Source organism: Spiroplasma endosymbiont of 'Nebria riversi' (assembly GCF_018831625.1).
Taxonomy (GTDB): Bacteria; Bacillota_I; Bacilli_A; order Mycoplasmatales; family Nriv7; genus Nriv7.
In genome coordinates this window covers 247,493-270,408 of the sequence record NZ_CP065193.1, presented here as the reverse complement: position 1 = coordinate 270,408, position 22,916 = coordinate 247,493, and the positions used below count along the sequence as shown (strand labels likewise).

General features: G+C 25.8%; 30 protein-coding genes and 3 pseudogenes. 15 read left to right on the top strand and 18 right to left on the bottom strand.

Going from position 1 to position 22,916, the window contains the following annotated elements:
• Positions 1–197: 197 nt before the first annotated feature.
• The 5 genes from I5Q57_RS01860 to I5Q57_RS01840 form a co-directional block, all read right to left on the bottom strand.
• Positions 198–704, bottom strand: a complete 507-nt coding sequence (locus I5Q57_RS01860; protein ID WP_215826545.1) for a hypothetical protein — start codon at positions 702–704, stop codon at positions 198–200.
• A gap of 409 nt (positions 705–1,113) precedes the next feature.
• On the bottom strand, positions 1,114–1,395 hold the full coding sequence (locus tag I5Q57_RS01855; protein WP_215826544.1) for a hypothetical protein: 282 nt from the start codon (positions 1,393–1,395) through the stop codon (positions 1,114–1,116).
• 266 nt (positions 1,396–1,661) lie between these two features.
• Positions 1,662–1,907: a hypothetical protein gene (locus I5Q57_RS01850; protein ID WP_215826014.1), complete on the bottom strand. Its 246-nt coding sequence runs from the start codon at positions 1,905–1,907 to the stop codon at positions 1,662–1,664.
• Positions 1,908–1,910: 3 nt separating this feature from the next.
• Entirely contained in the window at positions 1,911–2,135 is a 225-nt protein-coding gene (locus I5Q57_RS01845; protein ID WP_215826543.1) for a hypothetical protein, read from the bottom strand.
• Between the two features lie 23 nt (positions 2,136–2,158).
• Complete coding sequence (locus I5Q57_RS01840) at positions 2,159–2,389, bottom strand: hypothetical protein (protein ID WP_215826542.1); 231 nt, start codon at positions 2,387–2,389, stop codon at positions 2,159–2,161.
• A 776-nt stretch (positions 2,390–3,165) separates the two neighbouring features.
• On the opposite strand from I5Q57_RS01840, the pseudogene I5Q57_RS01835 reads away from it, so the two are divergent.
• Both I5Q57_RS01835 and I5Q57_RS01830 read left to right on the top strand, forming a co-directional pair.
• Positions 3,166–4,248: pseudogene (locus tag I5Q57_RS01835) on the top strand (IS3 family transposase).
• Positions 4,242–5,054: a transposase gene (locus I5Q57_RS01830; protein ID WP_215826541.1), complete on the top strand. Its 813-nt coding sequence runs from the start codon at positions 4,242–4,244 to the stop codon at positions 5,052–5,054. Before I5Q57_RS01835 ends, I5Q57_RS01830 begins: the two are co-directional and overlap by 7 nt.
• Before the next feature lie 829 nt (positions 5,055–5,883).
• Here I5Q57_RS01830 and I5Q57_RS01825 read toward each other — a convergent pair.
• From I5Q57_RS01825 to cysS, 6 genes and pseudogenes are all read right to left on the bottom strand, one after another.
• Positions 5,884–6,971 (bottom strand): annotated as a pseudogene (locus I5Q57_RS01825) (IS3 family transposase).
• Between the two features lie 64 nt (positions 6,972–7,035).
• Entirely contained in the window at positions 7,036–7,170 is a 135-nt protein-coding gene (locus I5Q57_RS09575) for a hypothetical protein (protein ID WP_256444903.1), read from the bottom strand.
• A gap of 15 nt (positions 7,171–7,185) precedes the next feature.
• Entirely contained in the window at positions 7,186–7,329 is a 144-nt protein-coding gene (locus tag I5Q57_RS09850) for a sigma factor-like helix-turn-helix DNA-binding protein (protein ID WP_369806562.1), read from the bottom strand.
• 12 nt (positions 7,330–7,341) lie between these two features.
• Positions 7,342–7,740, bottom strand: a complete 399-nt coding sequence (locus I5Q57_RS01815; RefSeq protein ID WP_215826540.1) for a hypothetical protein — start codon at positions 7,738–7,740, stop codon at positions 7,342–7,344.
• Between the two features lie 9 nt (positions 7,741–7,749).
• Positions 7,750–8,469, bottom strand: a complete 720-nt coding sequence (gene rlmB / locus I5Q57_RS01810) for a 23S rRNA (guanosine(2251)-2'-O)-methyltransferase RlmB (RefSeq protein WP_215826539.1) — start codon at positions 8,467–8,469, stop codon at positions 7,750–7,752.
• 42 nt (positions 8,470–8,511) lie between these two features.
• The gene (cysS, locus tag I5Q57_RS01805; RefSeq protein ID WP_215826538.1) at positions 8,512–9,828 is read right to left on the bottom strand and encodes a cysteine--tRNA ligase; all 1,317 of its coding nucleotides are present in this window, start codon (positions 9,826–9,828) and stop codon (positions 8,512–8,514) included.
• A gap of 732 nt (positions 9,829–10,560) precedes the next feature.
• On the opposite strand from cysS, the gene I5Q57_RS01800 reads away from it, so the two are divergent.
• Positions 10,561–10,944 carry a hypothetical protein gene (locus I5Q57_RS01800; protein WP_215826537.1) on the top strand — a complete coding sequence of 128 codons (384 nt, stop codon included), beginning with the start codon at positions 10,561–10,563 and terminating at the stop codon, positions 10,942–10,944.
• A 206-nt stretch (positions 10,945–11,150) separates the two neighbouring features.
• On the opposite strand, the gene I5Q57_RS01795 is transcribed toward I5Q57_RS01800, so the two are convergent.
• The gene (locus tag I5Q57_RS01795) at positions 11,151–11,336 is read right to left on the bottom strand and encodes a hypothetical protein (RefSeq protein WP_215826536.1); all 186 of its coding nucleotides are present in this window, start codon (positions 11,334–11,336) and stop codon (positions 11,151–11,153) included.
• A gap of 165 nt (positions 11,337–11,501) precedes the next feature.
• Positions 11,502–11,909 (bottom strand): IS1/IS1595 family N-terminal zinc-binding domain-containing protein, encoded by a 408-nt coding sequence (locus I5Q57_RS01790; protein WP_215826535.1) that lies wholly within the window; start codon positions 11,907–11,909, stop codon positions 11,502–11,504.
• A gap of 239 nt (positions 11,910–12,148) precedes the next feature.
• On the opposite strand from I5Q57_RS01790, the gene I5Q57_RS01785 reads away from it, so the two are divergent.
• The 7 genes from I5Q57_RS01785 (at position 12,149) to I5Q57_RS01755 (ending at position 17,470) form a co-directional block, all read left to right on the top strand.
• Positions 12,149–13,072, top strand: coding sequence for a hypothetical protein (locus I5Q57_RS01785; protein WP_215826534.1), 924 nt, complete (start codon positions 12,149–12,151; stop codon positions 13,070–13,072).
• Between the two features lie 8 nt (positions 13,073–13,080).
• Positions 13,081–13,746 carry a uracil-DNA glycosylase gene (locus tag I5Q57_RS01780; RefSeq protein WP_215826533.1) on the top strand — a complete coding sequence of 222 codons (666 nt, stop codon included), beginning with the start codon at positions 13,081–13,083 and terminating at the stop codon, positions 13,744–13,746.
• A gap of 27 nt (positions 13,747–13,773) precedes the next feature.
• On the top strand, positions 13,774–14,709 hold the full coding sequence (locus I5Q57_RS01775) for a hypothetical protein (protein WP_215826532.1): 936 nt from the start codon (positions 13,774–13,776) through the stop codon (positions 14,707–14,709).
• A 27-nt stretch (positions 14,710–14,736) separates the two neighbouring features.
• Positions 14,737–15,696: an ECF transporter S component gene (locus I5Q57_RS01770; RefSeq protein ID WP_215826531.1), complete on the top strand. Its 960-nt coding sequence runs from the start codon at positions 14,737–14,739 to the stop codon at positions 15,694–15,696.
• Between the two features lie 7 nt (positions 15,697–15,703).
• Positions 15,704–16,531 (top strand): Pr6Pr family membrane protein, encoded by an 828-nt coding sequence (locus I5Q57_RS01765; RefSeq protein ID WP_215826530.1) that lies wholly within the window; start codon positions 15,704–15,706, stop codon positions 16,529–16,531.
• Between the two features lie 423 nt (positions 16,532–16,954).
• The gene (locus I5Q57_RS01760; protein WP_215826529.1) at positions 16,955–17,131 is read left to right on the top strand and encodes a P-loop NTPase family protein; all 177 of its coding nucleotides are present in this window, start codon (positions 16,955–16,957) and stop codon (positions 17,129–17,131) included.
• A gap of 99 nt (positions 17,132–17,230) precedes the next feature.
• Complete coding sequence (locus I5Q57_RS01755) at positions 17,231–17,470, top strand: hypothetical protein (RefSeq protein WP_215826528.1); 240 nt, start codon at positions 17,231–17,233, stop codon at positions 17,468–17,470.
• A gap of 94 nt (positions 17,471–17,564) precedes the next feature.
• Here the strand turns inward: I5Q57_RS01755 and I5Q57_RS01750 are convergent, their stop codons facing one another.
• From I5Q57_RS01750 to I5Q57_RS01740, 3 genes are all read right to left on the bottom strand, one after another.
• Complete coding sequence (locus I5Q57_RS01750) at positions 17,565–18,344, bottom strand: transposase (RefSeq protein WP_215826527.1); 780 nt, start codon at positions 18,342–18,344, stop codon at positions 17,565–17,567.
• 211 nt (positions 18,345–18,555) lie between these two features.
• The gene (locus tag I5Q57_RS10020) at positions 18,556–18,669 is read right to left on the bottom strand and encodes an IS1/IS1595 family N-terminal zinc-binding domain-containing protein (RefSeq protein WP_440137652.1); all 114 of its coding nucleotides are present in this window, start codon (positions 18,667–18,669) and stop codon (positions 18,556–18,558) included.
• Between the two features lie 53 nt (positions 18,670–18,722).
• Positions 18,723–18,905, bottom strand: coding sequence for a helix-turn-helix domain-containing protein (locus I5Q57_RS01740; protein WP_369806561.1), 183 nt, complete (start codon positions 18,903–18,905; stop codon positions 18,723–18,725).
• Between the two features lie 83 nt (positions 18,906–18,988).
• Between I5Q57_RS01740 and I5Q57_RS01735 the strand changes: the two genes are divergently transcribed.
• The 5 genes and pseudogenes from I5Q57_RS01735 to I5Q57_RS01720 all read left to right on the top strand — a co-directional run bounded on the left by I5Q57_RS01735 (position 18,989) and on the right by I5Q57_RS01720 (position 21,243).
• Positions 18,989–19,906: an IS3 family transposase gene (locus I5Q57_RS01735; protein ID WP_215826525.1), complete on the top strand. Its 918-nt coding sequence runs from the start codon at positions 18,989–18,991 to the stop codon at positions 19,904–19,906.
• Positions 19,891–20,091: a helix-turn-helix domain-containing protein gene (locus I5Q57_RS01730; protein WP_215826524.1), complete on the top strand. Its 201-nt coding sequence runs from the start codon at positions 19,891–19,893 to the stop codon at positions 20,089–20,091. Before I5Q57_RS01735 ends, I5Q57_RS01730 begins: the two co-directional genes overlap by 16 nt.
• 170 nt (positions 20,092–20,261) lie before the next feature.
• The gene (locus I5Q57_RS01725) at positions 20,262–20,417 is read left to right on the top strand and encodes a hypothetical protein (RefSeq protein ID WP_215826466.1); all 156 of its coding nucleotides are present in this window, start codon (positions 20,262–20,264) and stop codon (positions 20,415–20,417) included.
• A pseudogene (locus I5Q57_RS10015) lies at positions 20,371–20,487 on the top strand (hypothetical protein); the annotation flags it as partial. The gene I5Q57_RS01725 and the pseudogene I5Q57_RS10015, both read left to right, overlap by 47 nt.
• Before the next feature lie 99 nt (positions 20,488–20,586).
• Entirely contained in the window at positions 20,587–21,243 is a 657-nt protein-coding gene (locus I5Q57_RS01720; RefSeq protein WP_215826523.1) for a transposase, read from the top strand.
• Positions 21,244–21,336: 93 nt separating this feature from the next.
• On the opposite strand, the gene I5Q57_RS01715 is transcribed toward I5Q57_RS01720, so the two are convergent.
• Positions 21,337–21,717: a cell division protein SepF gene (locus I5Q57_RS01715; RefSeq protein WP_215826522.1), complete on the bottom strand. Its 381-nt coding sequence runs from the start codon at positions 21,715–21,717 to the stop codon at positions 21,337–21,339.
• Between the two features lie 2 nt (positions 21,718–21,719).
• Positions 21,720–22,904: a cell division protein FtsZ gene (gene ftsZ / locus I5Q57_RS01710; RefSeq protein WP_215826521.1), complete on the bottom strand. Its 1,185-nt coding sequence runs from the start codon at positions 22,902–22,904 to the stop codon at positions 21,720–21,722.
• Positions 22,905–22,916: the final 12 nt, after the last annotated feature.

Here is a 22,916-nt window from a genome sequence, read left to right as displayed (position 1 = left end):
ATTTGGGTCTCATGTTCTATTAATAACTCCGTCCGTTGCAAGTGGAATAACTACTTTCTCACCATATTCAAATTCGGTAAAAGCTATTTCATTTGCAAAAAGTTGGTGAATTAAACTTCCTGTTCGTGGAAATTCGGATCTTCATTTGATTGAAACCAATGTTCTTAATTGGTCAACATTAATAAAAAACGCCATTATTATTTATCTTCCTTTCTTTTAAACATTAAATCCTGAGGGGTTAAAGCATATGATGAAAAAATTATTTCTTCTGAGTCGGAAGGGTTAGTATTTTTATCATCAGCCTTATTTGGAACGCCCCCTGTATCTAATGTGTATTTAATTTTTGGCATCGTGGCCACAAAATTATTAATATCATTTTTAATTACTTCAATATAATTTTCAAAATTAATTGAGTTTTTCACAAAATTAATAAATTGATTATCAATATTAGCATCTTGAATTAATTTATTAATTTCTTGTTCTTTTTTAAAAGTTAAATATTCTTTTTCTTTATCGGCAAGTTTTTTTAGTGCATCCGTTTCTCTTTGTAACAGATTTTTTGCTTTTTCCTGAAAATTAGCAGTATAGTCATTTTGCTCAGTAAAGCCATGATATAAATTTCTCACCTTAAAAGTTCCATCATAATTTTTTTCGGGTTGTCCATCTTCACCAATAAAGACGATTTTTTTATCTCTAATTTTCATTTGGTGTGTACTCCTTTTTCAAATAAAAAACTCATTTGATATTCTAATTATCTAATGAGTTTTTCTAATTATTGAGTTTTTAGCTATTTATTCTTTCTTTTTTTTTACAATTTTTTTAAATTTTTCAACCTCAATGCTAAAAAATGTTTTGTGGGTGGTCTTATTTGGATAATAACGATTGTGTAATTTTCCCTCAATTAAAATAATATTGTGTTCTTTTAATTTTAAGAATTCTTTTTGCAACTTTTCTTCATAAATATAGAGCGTTGTGTAGTTAAGACCCGCTCAACTAACTTGAACATTAACAACTTTAACAACAGCACTACTAATAGCTATTTTTTTTTAAATTCTGTGATTTTGTGAATATCTTTTAAAATAACTGTCAAATTTATAAAATTAACATAGTCAATTACTTTATTTTCTTTTTTTTGTTTTTATTGCTTTTAACATTTTGTTTTACCTCATTACCCAAAAAGTATTGAATATGTTTTCACGCATCGTGCTCGTGTTTGGTAAGTTTTAAATTTCCTTTGCAAAAAAATCCTTTCTTTTTAGAAGGCTCTTGTCTAAGAAAGTGTCAATGATATTTAAACCTTAAAAGACTGCTTATTGCTCCAATAAGTTCTGAGGTTGCTAAAGGATTGGTAATCGTTCTACCTTTAGTTAAGAAAAAATTTTCAATAATAAACAATGGCTTAAAATTTTCTATTCTTTTAAAATTATCAAATAATTTTTTGATTTTAAAAATTGCTTGTTCAACGCTTTCGGAAATTATTGTTTCGTTAAATTCAATGCATGAATTTTAAAAATTCCAAAGAACAATACCGGTAGAACCGATTTCTGCGTAGTCGATACCAATTATATAATTCATAAACTAAATACTTACCTTATTACAACCACATTTTTTGTTGAGTAATCGGAAGCGGTGAACCACGCCTCAATAAAGATTTAGACATATTATATTTTTCTCCTTATGTGTTGTCAGCAAAGAAAATGAGTACATTTTTCTTGTGGCACACAGCAATTTTGATAATCATAAGTTTTTTTAGTTTTTCGCTTACAATAATTTTCTATTCTTTTAAACTCACATTGCAATGATTTTTCTTTCAATTGACAATTAATTGCTTTTAACGCTGTAATTAATTCTTTATAAGAATATTTTTGGCGTAACGCTTTAAGTCAATAAAAATGTTTGTTTTCCATTAATTAATCTTCCTCAATTATTTCTTTATAAATAATTCATTTCCGCGGACGAATGGCTTTTTTCTTGTAATAAATTACAGTTTCTAATGAGTGGGCTTTTCTTTTAAAATTAAGATCATTACGCGAAAGCCCATAATATCGTTCTACAATTTCGGCAACACTATCATAAACACCGACTAACTCATTGGTTTCGCAAGAATATATAACATAAAAATATTTTTTAGCCATTTCGTACTTGTTCAAGATTTAATCTAATTTAAATCAGTTTCTTTTAGCCATTCGGGAATAATATAATTAAAATTAATATCTTTATCAGCTTCAGATTTTTTAATATTTTCTAAAAATTTTTGTCGATTTTTAATTTTAACTTCTTCATACAAATTAATAATTTCTCGCCCCTTAATGGTTGTGATTTTCTGTGCACCGTTGGCATCATACTTAATAATTTCATAATCATTTTCTGTAAAAATACCAAGCACCATCTGATTTGCATATTTAATTGATGGGTATACTAGTTTGCGAGGAACTCAATAACCACCGCCACTATTGGGAATTGATAGTAAAATCGCATTTGTTATTTCAACAACAATATATTTTTTATTTAAAAATAAATTTTTTAAGTTAGTTATTATTTATTAACTCCTCATACCAATAATTTTTTATTTTTTGTAAAAAGATAATATATATCCTTCCTTATATGCAATTTCATAGTTAGCTAACATAGTTAACTATCTAAGAAATCTATGTTATCTATCCTATGTTAACTAAGTTATGTTAGCTAACTTATGTTAACTAAGTTATGTTAGCTAACTAGGTGCGAGAAATGCTCGAAATTATCAAAAAGCATTTTTAGGCACACCTAAAAAGTGTTCTCATATTTACAACACAATTTTTAGATAGAATTTAGTTTTTTGTTCGAACAAGTTAATAAAGTTAGTTTAATTTTATTAATTAAAATACCTCCTTTAAAAAATTATTGTTAAGAGGGAGGAGTATTCTTACTGTTCTAAAATGGTTACCTTACACACATAATATAAACCAATCTCCAATATTTATTGAAGTGCATATTTTGTTTTACAAAAGAACAAAAAAGACGATAATTATCGTCTTTTTCTTATTTCACTACCTCTTTGTTATATGCCCACCAGTATTTAATTTGTGGATATTAAAACTAAACGCTACCGGTTACAATAAGTTGGACCATATTTATGTGGACTTTCAAATAAAATAAAATTATTAAGAAAGTAGGAAGATAAAAATGGGGAAAAACTCATATTCAAATGAATTTAAAAAACAAATTGTCATGCTTTATCAAAACGGAAAAAGCATTGTTGAAATTATTAAAGAATACGGAATTTCAAAATCAGCCGTATATTCAGTGAATTGAAAATTTTAATAATTTTGCGTCATTTAAAGTGCAAGATAATTGCACCGTCGAAGAAAATGAATTAATTTACTTGCGAAAAGAAAACCAACAATTACGAATGGAAAATGACATTTTAAAGCAAGCAGCGCTGATAATTGGAAAAAAATAGGAATTATTAACAATAATAAAGAAAAATATTCCGTGCTAAAAATGCGTCAAATATTAAAAATAGCAAAATCAACATATTATTATCAAACTAATAATTGTGTTAAGTACGATGTTAATAATTATGAATAAGAAGTTATTAGTGCATTTAATAAAAGTCGTAAAATTAAAGCTGTTTTAATGAGAAAAGATATTATCTTATCATGTCGAAAAATCAGATTCCTTATGATCAAAAATAATTTGGTTTCTAAATACACCAAATTAAAATATCGTAATCATAAAACAATGGTTAATAATGACCAAATTAGTAATGTTTTAAATCGTCAATTTAATAACAAAAAACCTAATGAAGTTGTTATTAGTGATTTAACATATGTGCAAGTTGGAGGAAAATGACATTATATTTGTTTATTAATTGACTTGTTTAATCGAGAAATAATTGGCTATAGTGCCGGACCAAACAAAACCGCCGAACTAGTTCAACAAGCTTTTCATAAAATAACACGACCATTAAATAAAATAACTTTATTTCATACTGATCGTGGTAATGAGTTCAAAAATAAAACCATTGATAAAATTTTAATAACCTATAATATTAAAAGATCATTGAGTGTGAAGGGTTGTCCTTATGACAATGCTGTGGCTGAAACAACTTACAAAACTTTTAAAACGGAATTTATCAAGGGTAAAAAATTTGAAAATTTAACACAATTAAAATGCGAATTATTTGATTTTGTTAATTGATACAATAATCGTAGAATACATGGCAGTTTAAATTATTTAACGCCTGTTGAATTTAGAAAATGATAATCTACATAAAAAGTGTCCAAAAAAGGGTGGCCACACCAATAATCCAGAAGGAAAAAAAATATTTATGTAAAAATTGTCATGCAAGTTTTGACGCTCCTTGTAATCATTTTATTTATTGAAGTCATTTAAATTATGAACAATGAAATTTATTGATTCAAATTTCATTGCTGGGGCAATCTAGTAAAACAATTTCTCGTTTTATTAAAACTACATTAAAAACTGCTTGATATAATCGTCAAAAATTAATGAAATCAAAACAATTAGAAAATACCCAATTAAAATTTAAAAAATTATCTGGCAAAATCCAAATCGATGAAACATTTATTAAAGAAATTCATAAAGGAAATTTCAAACATAAAACTGATCCACGAAGAATTCACCTTGACCCATTCGCAACTAATACTAAATGCTGTATTCAAATGGCAGTTGATAATAATAACAATATTTATGTTAAATCCACAAACACCAAACGTTTACAAAAACAATGAGTTATTGAAAATATGAACAAAGAATTAATTAACCAAAATTCAATTATTACTTCTGATATGCAAAAATTATATTTTTTAGTAGCAAAACAAACAAATTATACTTTATATGTAACTAAAACAACAATTAATCCTGAAGCTAGTTATCGTAACTTAAATAAAATCAGTAAATTACAATCTAGTCTTAAAGAAGCCTTAATTCATTATCATGGTTTAGGTTTTACTAATATTCAAAATTATTTAAATCTCTGAAAATGAAAATACCAACATAAGGGTTTAAATTCAAACCAACAAACAGCGGTATTATATTTTAATGTATAAAAAATTAAAGTAAAAATAGTAATTTTACATAAAAGCCTTTTAAAATTATCAAGTTGATGATTTTTTTATTTTATCAAGAGTTTTCTACAAAATTAAAAATATATTTTATCTTAAATAGTCTAAAAATAGTCTAATGAAAAAATGAACCTAATGCAGGTTCATTTTTTAAAATTTACGGGGCGGCTTTCTTTCATGATTGTCTTCTGATTTACAAGTTGGACAGTCACTACAGTTATTTATATTATTACTTTGATGTTCTGCTCCCGGCGTACGACAAGTACATTGGCAGGCAACACAGCGTAATTTACAATTATCAGTCATTATTTCTCCTTTCGAGTAATGTCTCTTAATTGTATCACATAATTTAGGGTTGCTTGTCTACTTAATATTAGGGATATACTTTTTAAATTATTAATTAATTTAAGTAATAAAATTATATTTAAGTTATTTTGTAATATACCACACAGACATATGACGAGTACAAGCGGTTTTTTAAAAAAGGTCGCGTTTAGTTTTCTTAGGTATTTTTAAAAAAAGAAAAAATAATCATTTACTATAAATTATTTCAATATTCAAATTAAGTATATATTTATTATGTAGATTTTTGTTGTAAAAAATTTTTAATTTTGTCGAAAACTATTGATAAAATAAAATAGTACAGGAATTTCTTAAAAATAGTTTATAATGAAATTCCAAAATAAGTAGATTCCAGACTAACATTTGGAGAAAGGAAAAGGTGTTATAAATTTTATTAATTAGTAAAAATTTACGAAAGGAATTTGATTGATATGAAAAACCTTTGGTATGGCAACCCTTTTTTGGACACTTTTTATGTAGACTGTCATTTTCTAAACTCAACAGGCGTTAAATAATTTAAACTGCCATGTATTCTAAGGTTATTGTATCAATTAACAAAATCAAATAATTCGCATTTTAATTGTGTTAAATTTTCAAATTCTTTACCCTTGATAAATTCCGTTTTAAAAGTTTTGTGAGTTGTTTCAGCCACAGCATTGTCATAATGACAACCCTTCGCACTCAATGATCTTTTAATATTAAAAGTGCTTAAAATTTCATCAATGATTTTATTTTTGAACTCATTACCACGATCAGTATGAAATAAAGTTATTTTATGAAAAACTTGTTGAACTAGTTCAGCGGTTTTGTTTGGTCCGACACTATAGCCAATTATTTCTCGATTAAACAAGTTAATTAATAAACAAATATAATGTCATTTTCCTCCAACTTGCACATATGTTAAATCACTAACAACAACTTCATTAGGTTTTTTGTTATTAAATTGACGATTTAAAACATTACTAATTTGGTCATTATTAACCATTGTTTTATGATTACGATATTTTAATTTGGTCTATTTAGAAACCAAATTATTTTTGATCATAAGTAATCTGATTTTTCGACATGATAAGATAATATCTTTTCTCATTAAAACAGCTTTAATTTTACGAGCACCATAAATTTTAGGGCTTTTATTAAATGCACTGATAACTTCTTCTTCATAATTATTAACATCATAATTAACGCAATTATTAGTTTGATAATAATATGTTGATTTTGCTATTTTTAATATTTGACAAATTTTTAGCACGGAATATTTTTCTTTATTATTATTAATAATTCCTATTTTTTGCCAATTATCATTGCTGCTTGCTTTAAAATGTCATTTTCCATTCCTAATTGTTGGTTTTCTTTTCGCAAGTAAATTAATTCATTTTCTTCGACAGTGAGATTATCTTGCAATTTAAATGACCCAAAATTATTAAAATTTTCAATTCACTGATATACGGCTGATTTTGAAACTCCGTATTCTTTAATAATTTCAACAATGCTTTTTCCGTTTTGATAAAGCATGACAATTTGTTTTTTAAATTCATTTAAATATGAGTTTTTCCCCATTTTTATCTTCCTACTTTCTTAATAATTTTATTTTATTTGAAAGTCCACATAAATATGGTCCAACTTATTGTAACCTACCCACTATCCATAATGATGAAAACAAAGGACAAGCTAAAATAAAACTAATATTAATAATTTTATTATTTTGACTAGTAATCATTAATAATCCCACCGGACTTTGATAATATCCTTGTTTCATATTTTTAACCTTGCCTTACATACAATCACGATTTTTTTGTAATTTAACTTTTGCTCGTTGATAAGCATTATCAACACTTTTATAACTAATATTTAATTTATGGGATATTTCTTCATTAGAATAATCTTGTGACTTTAATAAAATAACTTCATTTTCTAATTTAGTTAAAAATTACAAACCATAATTAATCCATTTAGGTTCAGCTACTAAATATGATTGTTGAACCGTTGTTCTTTCATATTGCGTATCATAGCTAATGGCATAATTCATTACGGAATGCTTCTTATTAATGTATTTTCTAATATATTGCAATAAATCTCATTTTAATCTTTGTTGCATATAATTAGAAAAACTTTTATTTGCTGTCTCCCGATAAGTTTTCATACTGTTATAAAATGAAAAATATTGTAAAGAACTAAAATCACTTAACTCTAGAGGAATTGCTGAAAATTTTCGAAAAGTTATAAAAGTAATTTTTTCAATTAAATTAAAATATTTTTTTCATAAAAATATAAACGCTGGTTGTTGATAGGCAATTTGGTATTGATATATTAATTCATTATCTTCCATTTAAACTCCTTAATTATTTTGATTATTCCGAACTTGATATAATAGCAAAGCACTAGCAACAGCAACATTTAAAGAATTAATATGACCTTGCATTGGTACTTTAACAATATAATCAGAATTATTTAAAAGTTTCTGACTAACACCTTGACCCTCATTACCAACAATTAAAGCAATCGGTTTTTTATAGTCAACATTATAATAATTAATTTCGGTATTTAAAGCACTAGCAACAATCCAAAAACCATTTTCTTTTAATGTCGTTAAAGTATTACTAAGATTAGTTACTTTCACAACCGGCACATAGTTAATCGCACCAACAGAAGTTTTTGCAACCGTAGCATTTAATTCTACTTGTCTTTGCTTCAAAATAATAACCGCATCAACATTAACCGCATCACAACTTCGCAAAATTGCTCCAAAATTTCTTGGATCTTCAATTTGATCTAAAATTAAAATTAAAGGGTATTTTTTAGTTTTTATTTTTTGTAAAACTTCTTCTAAAGATGTATACACATATTCCTTAATTAAACAGACAATTCCTTGATTTTTTGAATGTTTAACTAAAAATAATAATTGTTCTTTATTACTAATAACATAAGAAATATTCGCCTGCTTTAATTGTTCAATAATAACTTTTTCTTGTGGTAAAACAAAAACTTTTTTAATTCGTTGACGGTCATCAGCTAACAATTGTTTTAAAGGGTTTTTACCATAAATATAATTTGTCATTTTTGTTACTCCTTAATAAAGAAAATTATTTTTGAACATATTTTATAAAATATTTTTCGCTTGTAATTGTTTTCTAATTTTATCTGCTAAATTATATTTTTTTTGTTTACACGCATTTTGTCAAGATAATAATAATTGTTTCACATCATCATCAAACGAAACTAATGAAAATTGTAAACCTAAAAGAAATAAACATTGTTGCAGGGTATTAAACAATGGTAAAATTGCTCCTGATTTTCCTTTTGAAATATTATTAATTTCCTTAATAATTTGTTCAATTATTACTCAAGCATTAGCAAAGTTAAGGTCATCTTGTAAATAATTTACCACTTGCATCACAAGTTGTTCATTTTTTTCATTAGTATTAACCTCGCCATTTAAAAATGCGATTACTAAACTTTCTTTTAATATTTGATGAATTTTTGCAACTTTTTCTTTTCCTTGCATAATAAAATTTTTAGTAATATTTAATGGTTTAGAATAATGGGTTAGCGTTAATAAATATCGTAAAACATTAGCATCATAATGGTGCAAAAATTCTTTAACAACAATAGTATTTTTAAGAGATTTTGACATTTTGACATCATCATAAAATAGATGGCCATTATGAAGTCATATTTTAACAGGTTCTTGCTTATTTAATGCCAACAATTGAATTCTTTCATTTTCATGATGAGGAAATATTAAATCAATACCGCCACCGTGAATATTAATCGGCTGTTTAAAATATTTATTAATAAATAACGCACATTCAGTATGTCACCCCGGTCTGCCTTCACTTCAAGGCGAAGTTCATTTTTGTCCCTGATCGGTTTTTTTCCATAAAACAAAATCATTAACATAATTTTTATTACTATCAATTGCAACTCTAATTCCTACTTGCAAATCCTTTAAATTTTTCTTTGATAATTGTCCATAAGATTGAAAATATTTTTCTATTGCTAAATAAACATTACCATTCTTAACATAAGCAGATTCAATTTTAACTAACCGTTCAATAAATTTAATAATATCAGCAATATTATCACTTACTTTGACAAATAAATTTGGTTCATAAACATTTAACTGTTTTAAAACCTCAAAATAACTTTTAGTATACTTTTCTGTTAATTCCTTTTCCGTTATTTTTTCTAAATGAGCTTGATTAATAATTTTATCATCAATATCGGTAATATTTTGCACATAAAAAACTTTCTGTTTAGTAACCATAAATAATCGCTGCAAAATATCAAAAATAACAATTGGTCGCATATTCCCAATATGAATATCACCATAAACTGTCGGCCCACAAACATACATTGTAACTATAAAGTCATTGATTTTAATTTTTTGTTGTTGTTTACTATCTCATATTTGCATTAAATTCACCTATATAATCAAAAATATTATAACATACTTAAAATATTATGGTAAGATTACCATATGAAAAAACATGTTTGAATTATAATAACGATAGCTTTTATCGGTTTGACAGCACAAATTATGGGATTTTTATGACTATATTGACAAAAAACTAATTTTCAAAAAATAAGTAACATATATTTTTTAATTGCTATTAGCCTTTTAACAATAAAAATAATTTTCTATTTAATATTTAAAGTATAAAGGGCGTATAACAAAGAGGTAGGGAAATAAGAAAAAGACAATATTGTCGTCTTTTTTTTCTTTTGTAAAACAAAATATGCACTTCGTATAAATATTGGAGATTGGTTTATATTATGTATGTAAGGTAACCATTTTAGACCAGTAAGAATACTCCTCTTAACAATAATTTTTTAAAGAAGGTAGGTATTTTAATTAATAAAATTAAACTAACTTTATTAACTTGTTCGAACAAAAAACTAAATTCTATCTAAAAATTGTGTTGTAAATATGAGAACACTTTTTAGGTGTGCCAAAAAATGCTTTTTGGTAATTTCGAGCATTTCTCGCGCCTAGTTAGCTAACATAACTTAGTTAACATAAGAGAGATAACATAGATTTCTTAGATAGTTAACTATGTTAGCTAACTAGGAAATTGCATATAAGGAAGGATATATATTATCTTTTTACAAAAAATAAAAAATTATTGATATGAGGAGTTAATAAATAATGACTAACTTAAAAAATTTATTTTTGAATAAAAAATATATTGTTGCTGAAATAACAAATGTGATTTTACTATCAATTCCCAATAGTGGTGGTGGTTCTTGAGTTCTTCGAAAATCAGTATACCCATCAATTAAATATGCAAATCAGATGGTGGTCGGTATTTTTACAGAAAATGATTATGAAGTTATTAAGTATGATGCCAACGGTGCACAGAAAATTACAACCATTAAGGGGCAAGAAATTATTAATTTGTATGAAGAAGTTAAAATTAAAAATCGACAAAAATTTTTTTTAATTTTGTCGAAAACTCTTGATAAAATAAAAAAAATCATCAACTTGATAATTTTAAAAGGCTTTTATGTAAAATTACTATTTTTACTTTAATTTTTTATACATTAAAATATAATACCGCTGTTTGTTGGTTTGGAGTTAAACCCTTATGTTGGTATTTTAATTTTCAGAGATTTAAATAATTTTGAATATTAGTAAAACCTAAACCATGATAATGAATTAAGGCTTCTTTAAGACTAGATTGTAATTTACTGATTTTATTTAAGTTACGATAACTAGCTTCAGGATTAATTGTTGTTTTATTTACACATAAAGTAGAATTTTTTTTGTTTTGCTACTAAAAAATATAATTTTTGCATATCAGAAGTAATAATTGAATTTTGGTTAATTAATTCTTTGTTCATATTTTCAATAACTCATTGTTTTTGTAAACGTTTGGTGTTTGTGGATTTAACATAAATATTGTTATTATTATCAACCGCCATTTGAATACAGCATTTAGTATTAGTTGCGAATGGGTCAAGGTGAATTCTTCGTGGATCAGTTTTATGTTTGAAATTTCATTTATGAATTTCTTTAATAAATGTTTCATCGGTTTGTATTTTACCAGATAATTTTTTAAATTTTAATTGGGTATTTTCTAATTGTTTTTATTTCATTAATTTTTGACGATTATATCAAGCAGTTTTTAATGTAGTTTTAATAAAACGAGAAATTTTTTTACTAGATTGCCCCAGCAATGAAATTTGAATCAATAAATTTCATTGTTCATAATTTAAATGACTTCAATAAATAAAATGATTACGAAAAGCGTCAAAACTTGCACGGCAATTTTTACATAAATATTTTTGTTTTCCTTCTGAATTATGTCCGTTTTTAACGCGATGGTAAGATTCACATTTACGGCATTTAATACCTTGTGCTCTAAATTTTTGATCAATTTCATTTAAACGTTTTTGTTTTTTTATTAATTCTGCTTGTTGTTTTACTTTTTCATAAAATTCTAAAAATTGATCATCTGTTAAATTATTTACTAGTTCTTGAATTATTTTTTCCATAATTATTGTCCACCCCTATCATATTAAAAATATACCTAAAATTAAGTATATTCAATAAATATCAAGAGTTTTCTACAAAATTAAAAAAAAATTTTCTTAATTATATATTTAAATATTTGTTATAAGTAATTTTTACACCATTCTTATATTTAAGAATGGTGTGCTTTTGCTTTTTTTAAATTTGTGATATAATTCAAAATATATTTATATTAATTTTTTACGGAAAGGACAGCGTTGTAATGTATATTTTAATGGAACAACGAGGCTATGTAGTTTATGATCTATATGATCAAGAAGTAGCAATTTTTATGCTAATGCCCGAAGCTATTGCATTTATTAAAAGACAATATCATATGCCACAACAAGTAACAATATTACATAAACAACATTATCCTGCTTTACCAATAATAAATAATTATTGTCCAAATCAAAATGCACCAATATTACAAAATCCGTATCATCAAACACCAATCGGCAGACCATATCCATATCCATATCCATATCCATATCCATATCCATATGGAACATCAATGGTAAATGGTAATATGTATCCAAATAATAGCAATTTTGTTGTTAATGACCCCCACCTACAGACACAGCAGGGGCCTAATCCTAATCTAGTTGTTAGAGAAAAATTTGAACCAACAATTAATATGACTAATAGTATGTTAAATGAGCATTTATTTAATGAACAAGAATATCGATCACAATTGAATGGTCATAGTTTACAACAATCAGAACAAAAAATTGATGAGCGAAAACTTAAACTTGATAAGTTTCGTCAACATTTGGACGATGTCGTTAAAAAAAAGCAATTACATAGTAATGGAACCGAAAACAAGTTGGGGGTAAATAGTAAACCAAGTAGTTTTGTGTTTAATAATGCTAAGCAGTCAAAGATTAATTCATTGGGTACTGTTGATTTAGAAAAAGCTGATGTTGAACAAAAATTGAAAAGTGGTTTTACTATTAGTAATATGGATGCTTTACAACAAGGTAATGAAGAAAAAAACTTTATACATAATAAAAAGATTAAAACTTGAGTATGGTTTTTGCTTATTATTTTGGCATTGGTCATTGTTGGTTTTGGTATTTTAGGAGTTTTAGTCGGAATAAATGTTGGTGGTATTAGTGATAAAATTAAAGAATTATTTATTGGTTAATTAAAAATATGTTTCAAAATATTCATCCTAGTTGGAAAGATTTTCTTATTAGTCAAACTACTCAACCTTATTTTATTGAATTAGTTAGCAAAGTATCATTAGCATATAAAAATAATCAGTGTTATCCACAGCCACAAGATATTTTAAGGTTATTAAAAATTGTTAGTTTTAATGATATTAAAGTAGTTATTTTAGGACAAGATCCGTATCATCAACCAAACCAAGCTAATGGTTTGTCTTTTAGTGTTAATCATGGCGTTAAATTGCCACCAAGTTTAAAAAATATTTTTGTAGAATTGGAAAATGATTTAGGAATTATTTTACAAAATGGTGATTTAACTAAATGAGTCCGAAGTGGTGTTTTTCTTTTAAATACTGTTTTAACAGTACAAAAAGATCAACCATTTTCACATGCTAATTTTAATTGGCAAGAATTTACTGATAATCTCATAAAATATATTGACAATTATCATAATAATGTTATTTTTGTTTTATGAGGTAAAAAAGCACAAGCAAAGATTAATTTAATTAATGACCAAAAGCATCTTATTCTTATGGGGGTACATCCCTCACCGTTGGGAGCACATTATGGGTTTTTTAATCAGAAGTATTTTAGTAAGATTAATGAATACTTGATAAAGCATAATAAGAAGCCGATTGATTGGCAGTTATAGTTTTTCTTTAGAAAGGAAACTAGATTAATGATTTTCTTTAATAGTAATAAAAATGGTTTGTCGTTATTTGATATTAGAACAGCGTATATTGTTGCGGGATCATTAGTTTTAGCAGCATTGTCTTATATTTTAATGACAGGGCTTTCAATGTTTATAAAAAAAGAACGATATCGTGGACTTCGTTTGACAACGAAAAATATTGCTTATATTGCGATGTTATCAACGGTATCGGTAGTAACAACTGTTGTTATTGCATTGTATATGCCAGCAGCGGTTTTACCGCCCATTAGAATAGCTATTGAAGGTTTGATGATTAAGATTACGGGTTATATTTTTGGCCCCGTAATTGGTATTTTGTGTGCTTTGATTACTGATATTTTAGTAATGATGTTTGTTCCGTCATATATTCATCCTGCGTATATTGTGACGGTTATTGGTTTTGGTTTTATTTCTGGTATTGCTTGTGATTTGCGGCGAATGTTTCATCAAAAGTCATGAATTTTAATTTTAATAACTAATATTTTTATTATTGGTTTTGGAGCCGCTGCTTTAGTAATGACTTATTATGCTCCACAATTTGCTGATTTTTCTGTTGATGAAGTTCCTTTTACAAAAAATGTTCCGATTAAGAAATGAATTATGATGATAATTATTAGTATTGGGACAGTTTTAATTTTAGTTGTTGTTTGGGCAACTTGAATGTATTTTCGTTTTATAAAAAAGGATACAAAAGGTTTTAATGATTTAGTTCCGATTATTTTGTTAGCAGTTATAAATGAATATATCGTCACGGTGTTAATTGCATCTTGGGGGGATGTCAGTCTGTTAACTAATCGTACTGAGGATTATGGTTTAGCAATGATTCCGCGATTGGCGATGGCACCAATTAAAATATTTTTTAATATGGTAATTATTTATGTTACTTGAAAAACTATTAGACCATTAATTAATGAAGATCGTTAGCGCTTATAAGGAAGGAGTGTTATTTAGATGAAAAGGCTAAATGTTTGGTTACAAATTACAAAGTATTATTTCCGTAAAAATTTTTATTCAATTTTAAAATATTTAAAATTGGATTTTAATAAAAATTTCAATACTCGTAGTATCGCCTTAGCAGCTGTAATGTTAGCATTAACAATAACTATTGTTAAATTTTTAGGTTTTAGTTTAAAATTGGGTGTTGGTGGTAAAGGAACAATGGTAATTGGTTTTGGTTTTATCCCTAATGTGCTTTTTAGCTTTTTACATGGACCATTTTTTGGTTTTATTTTTGGTTTTATTTCCGATACAATATTGTTTATCTTAAAACCTAGCTTTTATAGTCCAATTATGGCAATTCAAGAACCAATTGTTGGGGTTCTTGCAGGAATTGCGGGAATTGTTTATAGTAAAATTCGTAATTGTCAATTTGATTTTAAGAAGTATTTATTATTTTTTACTGTGATGCAATTTATCTTAGTTGCTTTATTAATTTTAAGTTTTTATTTAATATTTTTCTCTGATTTTGTTTACTCTTTTTCATTGAAAAATAATAAAGTTTTTAGTGTTAAATGAGATTTACTTTATATGGTAATTTCCGGGATTTTTGTTTCTACTTTATTTATGGCTGTGGAATTAGCTTTAATTTTAATTTTGTGAATAACTTGAAATAACCAAAAACAAAATAGTGTTACTGAGAAATTTAATAATGCATTAATTTTTATTATTATTATTATTTTACAATTATTTTTAACATTAATTAATTCGTGAATTTTATCGCCATTACATTTTTTAGTATTTTATGATATTGATTATTTAGTTTCTTTATTACCACGATTAGTTAAAGAATTATTATTAATGCCGTTACGAATTGCAATATATTTTATAATTTTTAAAATTGTTTTAAAAATTTATTATGATAAATATTTTTTGCAAAAAGAACTTAATTCTCATCAAGAAAATATAGAGTAGGGATATAATGAAGAGTTTTTTTAAACGATTTTTTAGTAAAAGTAAAATATTGTTTTTTACTAGTGTTGCTAATGCTTTAGTTTTGTTAAAAGATTGAAAATTTGTTTATAAGTTAATGACATTTTTAATTTTATTTAGTTTCTTTTTATCTGGTGTCATTTATGGGGTATTTATTGAATATTGATATATTAACCCGAAAAATTCACAGCTTGATATGCCACGGTTATATAATTTTAATGTTTTAGTTAGTTTTTGGTCGGTGCAAACTAATATATTAGCTTGTTTATATTTCTTTTATGTCTTACTTTATCATAATAAAACGGCAACTAATAAGTTTACTAATTTGACAACCCAAACTAGTATTACAATATATATTACAGTAACAATGGTTTTATTTTGGTTGTTAGTATTTTATGGTGTGGGAACAGGGATATCGTATGAATTTGCTTCCAATGCTGATCGGGTTATTGGTATCACAATGCATGCCATAACGCCGTTATTAACATTAATTTACTTATTATTATCGTTAGGGAAAAATCAGATTTTATATAAAAAATATTTTACTCGCCAAATATTTTGAATGTTAGGATATCCGATTGGATATCTCATATTTATTAATTTAAGGGCTAAGTTATTATATGATGATGGTATTAGAATTTTTTTATTTCCTTATGAGTTTGTTGATTTTTATCATCCGATATTTCCTTTACCAGTAGTTTGAAATAATATTTTGTTAGTAGGATTGGGAATATCATTTTTAGTAGGGATAAATGTTATTTTGATTGTTATTAATAATGTAATTTATAAGAAGACAAAACATATTAGTAAAAAGTAAGTAGATTAAACAAATCATCAGATAATAATTTTAATGATTTAGTAGGTTACAATGTTGATTATGAATTAAAACCTTTGATAAAACAACTTTAAAGAAACTTCTAATTTATGTTGTTGAAGGCAACGCAACTATTAATTTAAATATTAGTGCTTTAGCAACTTCAACTAAAGCACTAATACAATTATTAATAATAATCATTATGATCCAAAAACTGTTATTGACTTAAGCAGTGTAAACTTTGCGATTCAAGAATTTAATTTTACTATTGAGCAATTAAACGCATGAATCTAGGATATCATCGTAAAAAAGGGTATTGAATGTTTAAAAAGAAATATTAATAAAAAATAAAAAATTAGTTTTAAAATAGATGGTATAATTAATTTGTACAAGCAACAGATTTCTTTCTATTCATGAGGGTTTCTGTTGTTTTCCCATTTTATTATAACTAATAAAATGGGTGATAATATGCTCAGTTTTAAATTAAAAGAAGAAGAATTAATTGAAAAAATAATTAATCCTAATTTTACAAAATTAGTAATTATTGGAAAAAATGGTGTTGGTAAAACAACTTTTCTTCAAAATATAATTAAAAAAATTTAAGAAGAAGGATTTAAAGCCTATTTTATAAAAGCAGATGTTAGTATAGATAAAGAATTAAAAAATCAAAAAGATAATAATCTGAAAAAACTAGGTTTACTTTTGAATGATTTAACAAATTTTGTTCATAGAATTGAAAAAGAAAAAATAATGTCTTATTTCAAATCAGATGAAGCTTTTAATAAATTTGTAGAAGAAAGTAATTTGAGTATAGATTCAGTTGAAAGATGAATTAAAAATAATATTTCTAATAATAAATTAATAATTGATGAAAATGATAGTGATTTAAAAAATATTTGTAATATACCACATACTTATGACAAGCACAAGAGGTTTTTTTAATTTTGTCGAAAACTCTTGATAAAATAAAAAAAAATCATCAACTTGATAATTTTAAAAGGCTTTTATGTAAAATTACTATTTTTACTTTAATTTTTTATACATTAAAATATAATACCGCTGTTTGTTGGTTTGGAGTTAAACCCTTATGTTGGTATTTTCATTTTCAGAGATTTAAATAATTTTGAATATTAGTAAAACCTAAACCATGATAATGAATTAAGGCTTCTTTAAGACTAGATTGTAATTTACTGATTTTATTTAAGTTACGATAACTAGCTTCAGGATTAATTGTTGTTTTAGTTACACATAAAGTAGAATTTGTTTGTTTTACTACTAAAAAATATAATTTTTGCATATCAGAAGTAATAATTGAATTTTGGTTAATTAATTCTTTGTTCATATTTTCAATAACTCATTGTTTTTGTAAACGTTTGGTGTTTGTGGATTTAACATAAATATTGTTATTATTATCAACTGCCATTTGAATACAGCATTTAGTATTAGTTGCGAATGGGTCAAGGTGAATTCTTCGTGGATCAGTTTTATGTTTGAAATTTCCTTTATGAATTTCTTTAATAAATGTTTCATCGATTTGGATTTTACCAGATAATTTTTTAAATTTTAATTGGGTATTTTCTAATTGTTTTGATTTCATTAATTTTTGACGATTATATCAAGCAGTTTTTAATGTAGTTTTAATAAAACGAGAAATTGTTTTACTAGATTGCCCCAGCAATGAAATTTGAATCAATAAATTTAATTGTTCATAATTTAAATGACTTCAATAAATAAAATGATTACGAAAAGCGTCAAACAGGACGCATAAAGTTTTGTTATTTAGGAAAAGGTTTAAATAATTTTGAAAGAAAAACAACTAAAAATTGATTACCTTTTTATTTGAAAAATAAGTAATAAAACAAAATATTTAATATTAATAAACATAATCTTAATAAAAGCGTATAAAACCAATATTAAAATAATTTTTTACAACAAAAATCTACATAATAAATATATACTTAATTTGAATATTGAAATAATTTATAGTAAATGATTATTTTTTCTTTTTTTAAAAATACCTAAGAAAACTAAACGCAACCATCAAAACTTGCACGGCAATTTTTACATAAATATTTTTGTTTTCCTTCTGAATTATGTCCATTTTTAACGCAATGGTAAGATTCACATTTAGGGCATTTAATGCCTTTTGCCCTAAATTTTTGATCAATTTTATTTAAACGTTTTTGTTTTTTTATTAATTCTGCTTGTTGTTTGACTTTTTGGATAGGTTACAATAAGTTGGACCATATTTATGTGGACTTTCAAATAAAATAAAATTATTAAGATTTTCAATTCACTGATATACGGCTGATTTTGAAATTCCGTATTCTTTAATAATTTCAACAATGCTTTTTCCGTTTTGATAAAGCATGACAATTTGTTTTTTAAATATGAGTTTTCCCCCATTTCTATCTTCCTACTTTCTTAATAATTTTATTTTATTTGAAAGTCCACATAAATATGGTTCAACTTATTGTAACCTATCCACGTTTTAAAGCAAGCAACACTGATAATTGGCAAAAAATAGGAATTATTAACAATAATAAAGAAAAATATTCCGTGCTAAAAATGTGTCAAATATTAAAAATAGCAAAATCAACATATTATTATCAAACTAATAATTGTGTTAATTATGATGTTAATAATTATGAAGAAGAAGTTATCAGTGCATTTAATAAAAGTCCTAAAATTTATGGTGCTCGTAAAATTTATGGTGCTCGTAAAATTAAAGCTGTTTTAATGAGAAAAGATATTATCTTATCACGTCGAAAAATCAGATTCCTTATGATCAAAAATAATTTGGTTTCTAAATACACCAAATTAAAATATCGTAATCATAAAACAATGGTTAATAATGACCAAATTAATAATGTTTTAAATCGTCAATTTAATAACAAAAAACTTAATGAAGTTGTTGTTAGTGATTTAACATATGTGCAAGTTGGAGGAAAATGACATTATATTTGTTTATTAATTGACTTGTTTAATCGAAAAATAATTGGCTATAGTGCCGGACCAAACAAAACCGCTGAACTAGTTCAACAAGCTTTTCATAAAATAACACGACCATTAAATAAAATAACTTTATTTCATACTGATCGTGGTAATGAGTTCAAAAATAAAATCATTGATGAAATTTTAATAACCTTTAATATTAAAAGATCATTGAGTGCAAAAGGTTGTCCTTATGACAATGCTGTGGCTGAAACAACTTACAAAACTTTTAAAACGGAATTTATCAAGAGTAAAAAATTTGAAAATTTAACACAATTAAAATGCGAATTATTTGATTTTGTTAATTGATACAATAATCTTAGAATACAGGGCAGTTTAAATTATTTAACGCCTGTTGAATTTATAAAATGACAGTCTACATAAAAAGTGTCCAAAAAAGGGCTGCCATACCAGAATACGGAATTTCAAAATCAGCCGTATATCAGTGAATTGAAAATTTTAATAATTTTGGGTCATTTAAAGTGCAAGATAATCGCACTGTCGAAGAAAATGAATTAATTTACTTGCGAAAAAAAACCAACAATTACGAATGGAAAATGACATTTTAAAGCAAGCAGCACTGATAATTGGCAAAAAATAGGAATGATTAACAATAATAAAGAAAAACACCCCGCGCTAAAAATGTGTCAAATATTAAAAATAGCAAAATCTTTTTTTTAATTTTGTAGAAAACTCTTGATATTTATTGAATATACTTAATTTTAGGTATATTTTTAATATGATAGAGGTGGATAATAATTATGGAAAAAATAATTCAAGAACTAGTAAATACTTTAACAGATGATCAATTTTTATAATTTTATGAAAAAGTCAAACAACAAGGAGAATTAATAAAAAAACAAAAACGTTTAAATGAAATTGATCAAAAATTTAGAGCACAAGGTATTAAACGCCCTAAATGTGAATCTTGTCATTGCGTTAAAAATGGACATAATTCAGAAGGAAAACAAAAATATTTATGTAAAAATTGCCGTGCAAGTTTTGACGCTTCTCGTAATCATTTTATTTATTGAAGTCATTTAAATTATGAACAATGAAATTTATTGATTCAAATTTCATTGCTGGGGCAATCTAGTAAAACAATTTCTCGTTTTATTAAAACTACATTAAAAACTGCTTGATATAATCGTCAAAAATTAATGAAATCAAAACAATTAGAAAATACCCAATTAAAATTTAAAAAATTATCTGGTAAAATCCAAATCGATGAAACATTTATTAAAGAAATTCATAAAGGAAATTTCAAACATAAAACTGATCCACGAAGAATTCACCTTGACCCATTCGCAAATAATACTAAATGCTGTATTCAAATAGCAGTTGATAATAATAACAATATTTATGTTAAATCCACAAACACCAAACGTTTACAAAAACAATGAGTTATTGAAAATATGAACAAAGAATTAATTAACCAAAATTCAATTATTACTTCTGATATGCAAAAATTATATTTTTTAGTAGCAAAACAAACAAATTCTACTTTGTGTGTAACTAAAACAACAATTAATCCTGAAGCTAGTTATCGTAACTTAAATAAAATCAGTAAATTACAATCTAGTCTTAAAGAAGCCTTAATTCATTATCATGGTTTAGTTTTTACTAATATTCAAAATTATTTAAATCTCTGAAAATGAAAATACCAACATAAGGGTTTAACTCCAAACCAACAAACAGCGGTATTATATTTTAATGTATAAAAAATTAAAGTAAAAATAGTAATTTTACATAAAAGCCTTTTAAAATTATCAAGTTGATGATTTTTTTTATTTTATCAAGAGTTTTCGAAAAAATTAAAAAATTTTTTCATTACTAATAAAAACATAAGCACAAGCATCAATTTTTTGAGCTTTACCTTGCAAAGTATAAATAACGCCACCTAAAAACTCTAAAGTACGTTTGCGATCAATTGGTGATAAATTTGCAACATTAACAATTAAATTTTCACCAGCAACTAAACGGTCTGCTAAAGCAACAACTTGAGAATAAGCTTCTAATTCATATTCTAATAATGGTTTTGTTAAATTCTCATCAACTGTTAATGACTGCACAGTAGGACTTAAATCATTATCTTGAAGTCTCATTGTTGAATGTAACTCTGACAATACTGGATTAGATTGAATGTCATCATTTTGAACTAATATTGCTGATTTTTTTTGTCTTCTTTTGAACATTATTATCACCCTCTTAAAAATGGTGGTAAATCATCATCATTACTTAATTCCTCTTGTAAACCATCTGGTGATGGTTTAAAATTACCAACTCGTTGCGGTTTATAAATAATATTTCGTTCTTGCAACTGATCATTTTCATAACCAAAATTAGACAAATTTTCTGCTCCTACGGGGCGAAATCTTTTTAATCGTGCTTCTTCAATAACCTGAGGATTAGCTTTCTCAATTTGTCTTTCATCAAAACCAGTAGCAATAACCGTAACAATCATCTCATCATCTAAATGTTCGTTGACAGCAACACCAAAAATAATATTTACTTCACTACCAGCAGCTTGACGAACAATATCAACAGCATCATTAGCATCAAATAATGACATGGTATTACCACCTGTAACATTCACAATCGCATTTTGAGCCCCTTTAATTGATGCTTCCAATAATGGTGAAGAAATCGCTTTATTAGCAGCCTCAATAGCTTTATTTTCACCAGCGCCAATACCGATACCAAATAAAGCACTACCCTTACTTTCAATAACTGTTTTAACATCAGCAAAATCTAAATTAATTAACGCTGGAACAGCAATTAAATCAGTAATTGTTTGTACCCCTTGTCGTAAAATATTATCAGTTTCATTAAATGATTCTGTTAAAGGCACACCACCAATTACTTGCAATAACTTATCATTAGAAATAATTATTAATGAATCAACATGCTTTCTTAATTCTTCAATGCCTTGAACAGCATAAGAACTTCTTAAACGACCTTCAAAAGTAAATGGTCTTGTAACAATCGCAATTGTTAAAGCACCCAAATCTTTAGCGATTCGGGCAATAATTGGTGCAGCCCCCGTACCAGTTCCGCCACCCATCCCGGCGGCAATAAAAACCATATCAGAATTTTCTAACATCTTTTTAATTTCCGGTTCAGTTTCAATTGCTGCTTGCTTACCAATTTCTGGATTAGCACCTGCTCCTAAACCTTTAGTTAATTGTTTGCCTAAAATAATCTTTTCACGAGCTTTAGAAACGCTTAATACTTGAGCATCAGTATTTGCAACAATGAAATCAACACCTTGAACTCCTGCCTCAATCATGCGATTAACAGCATTGTTTCCAGCTCCACCAACACCAATTACTTTAATATGAGCTACTTGATCATATTGTTCTAGTTGAGTATCATTATTCATTTCTCTTCATCT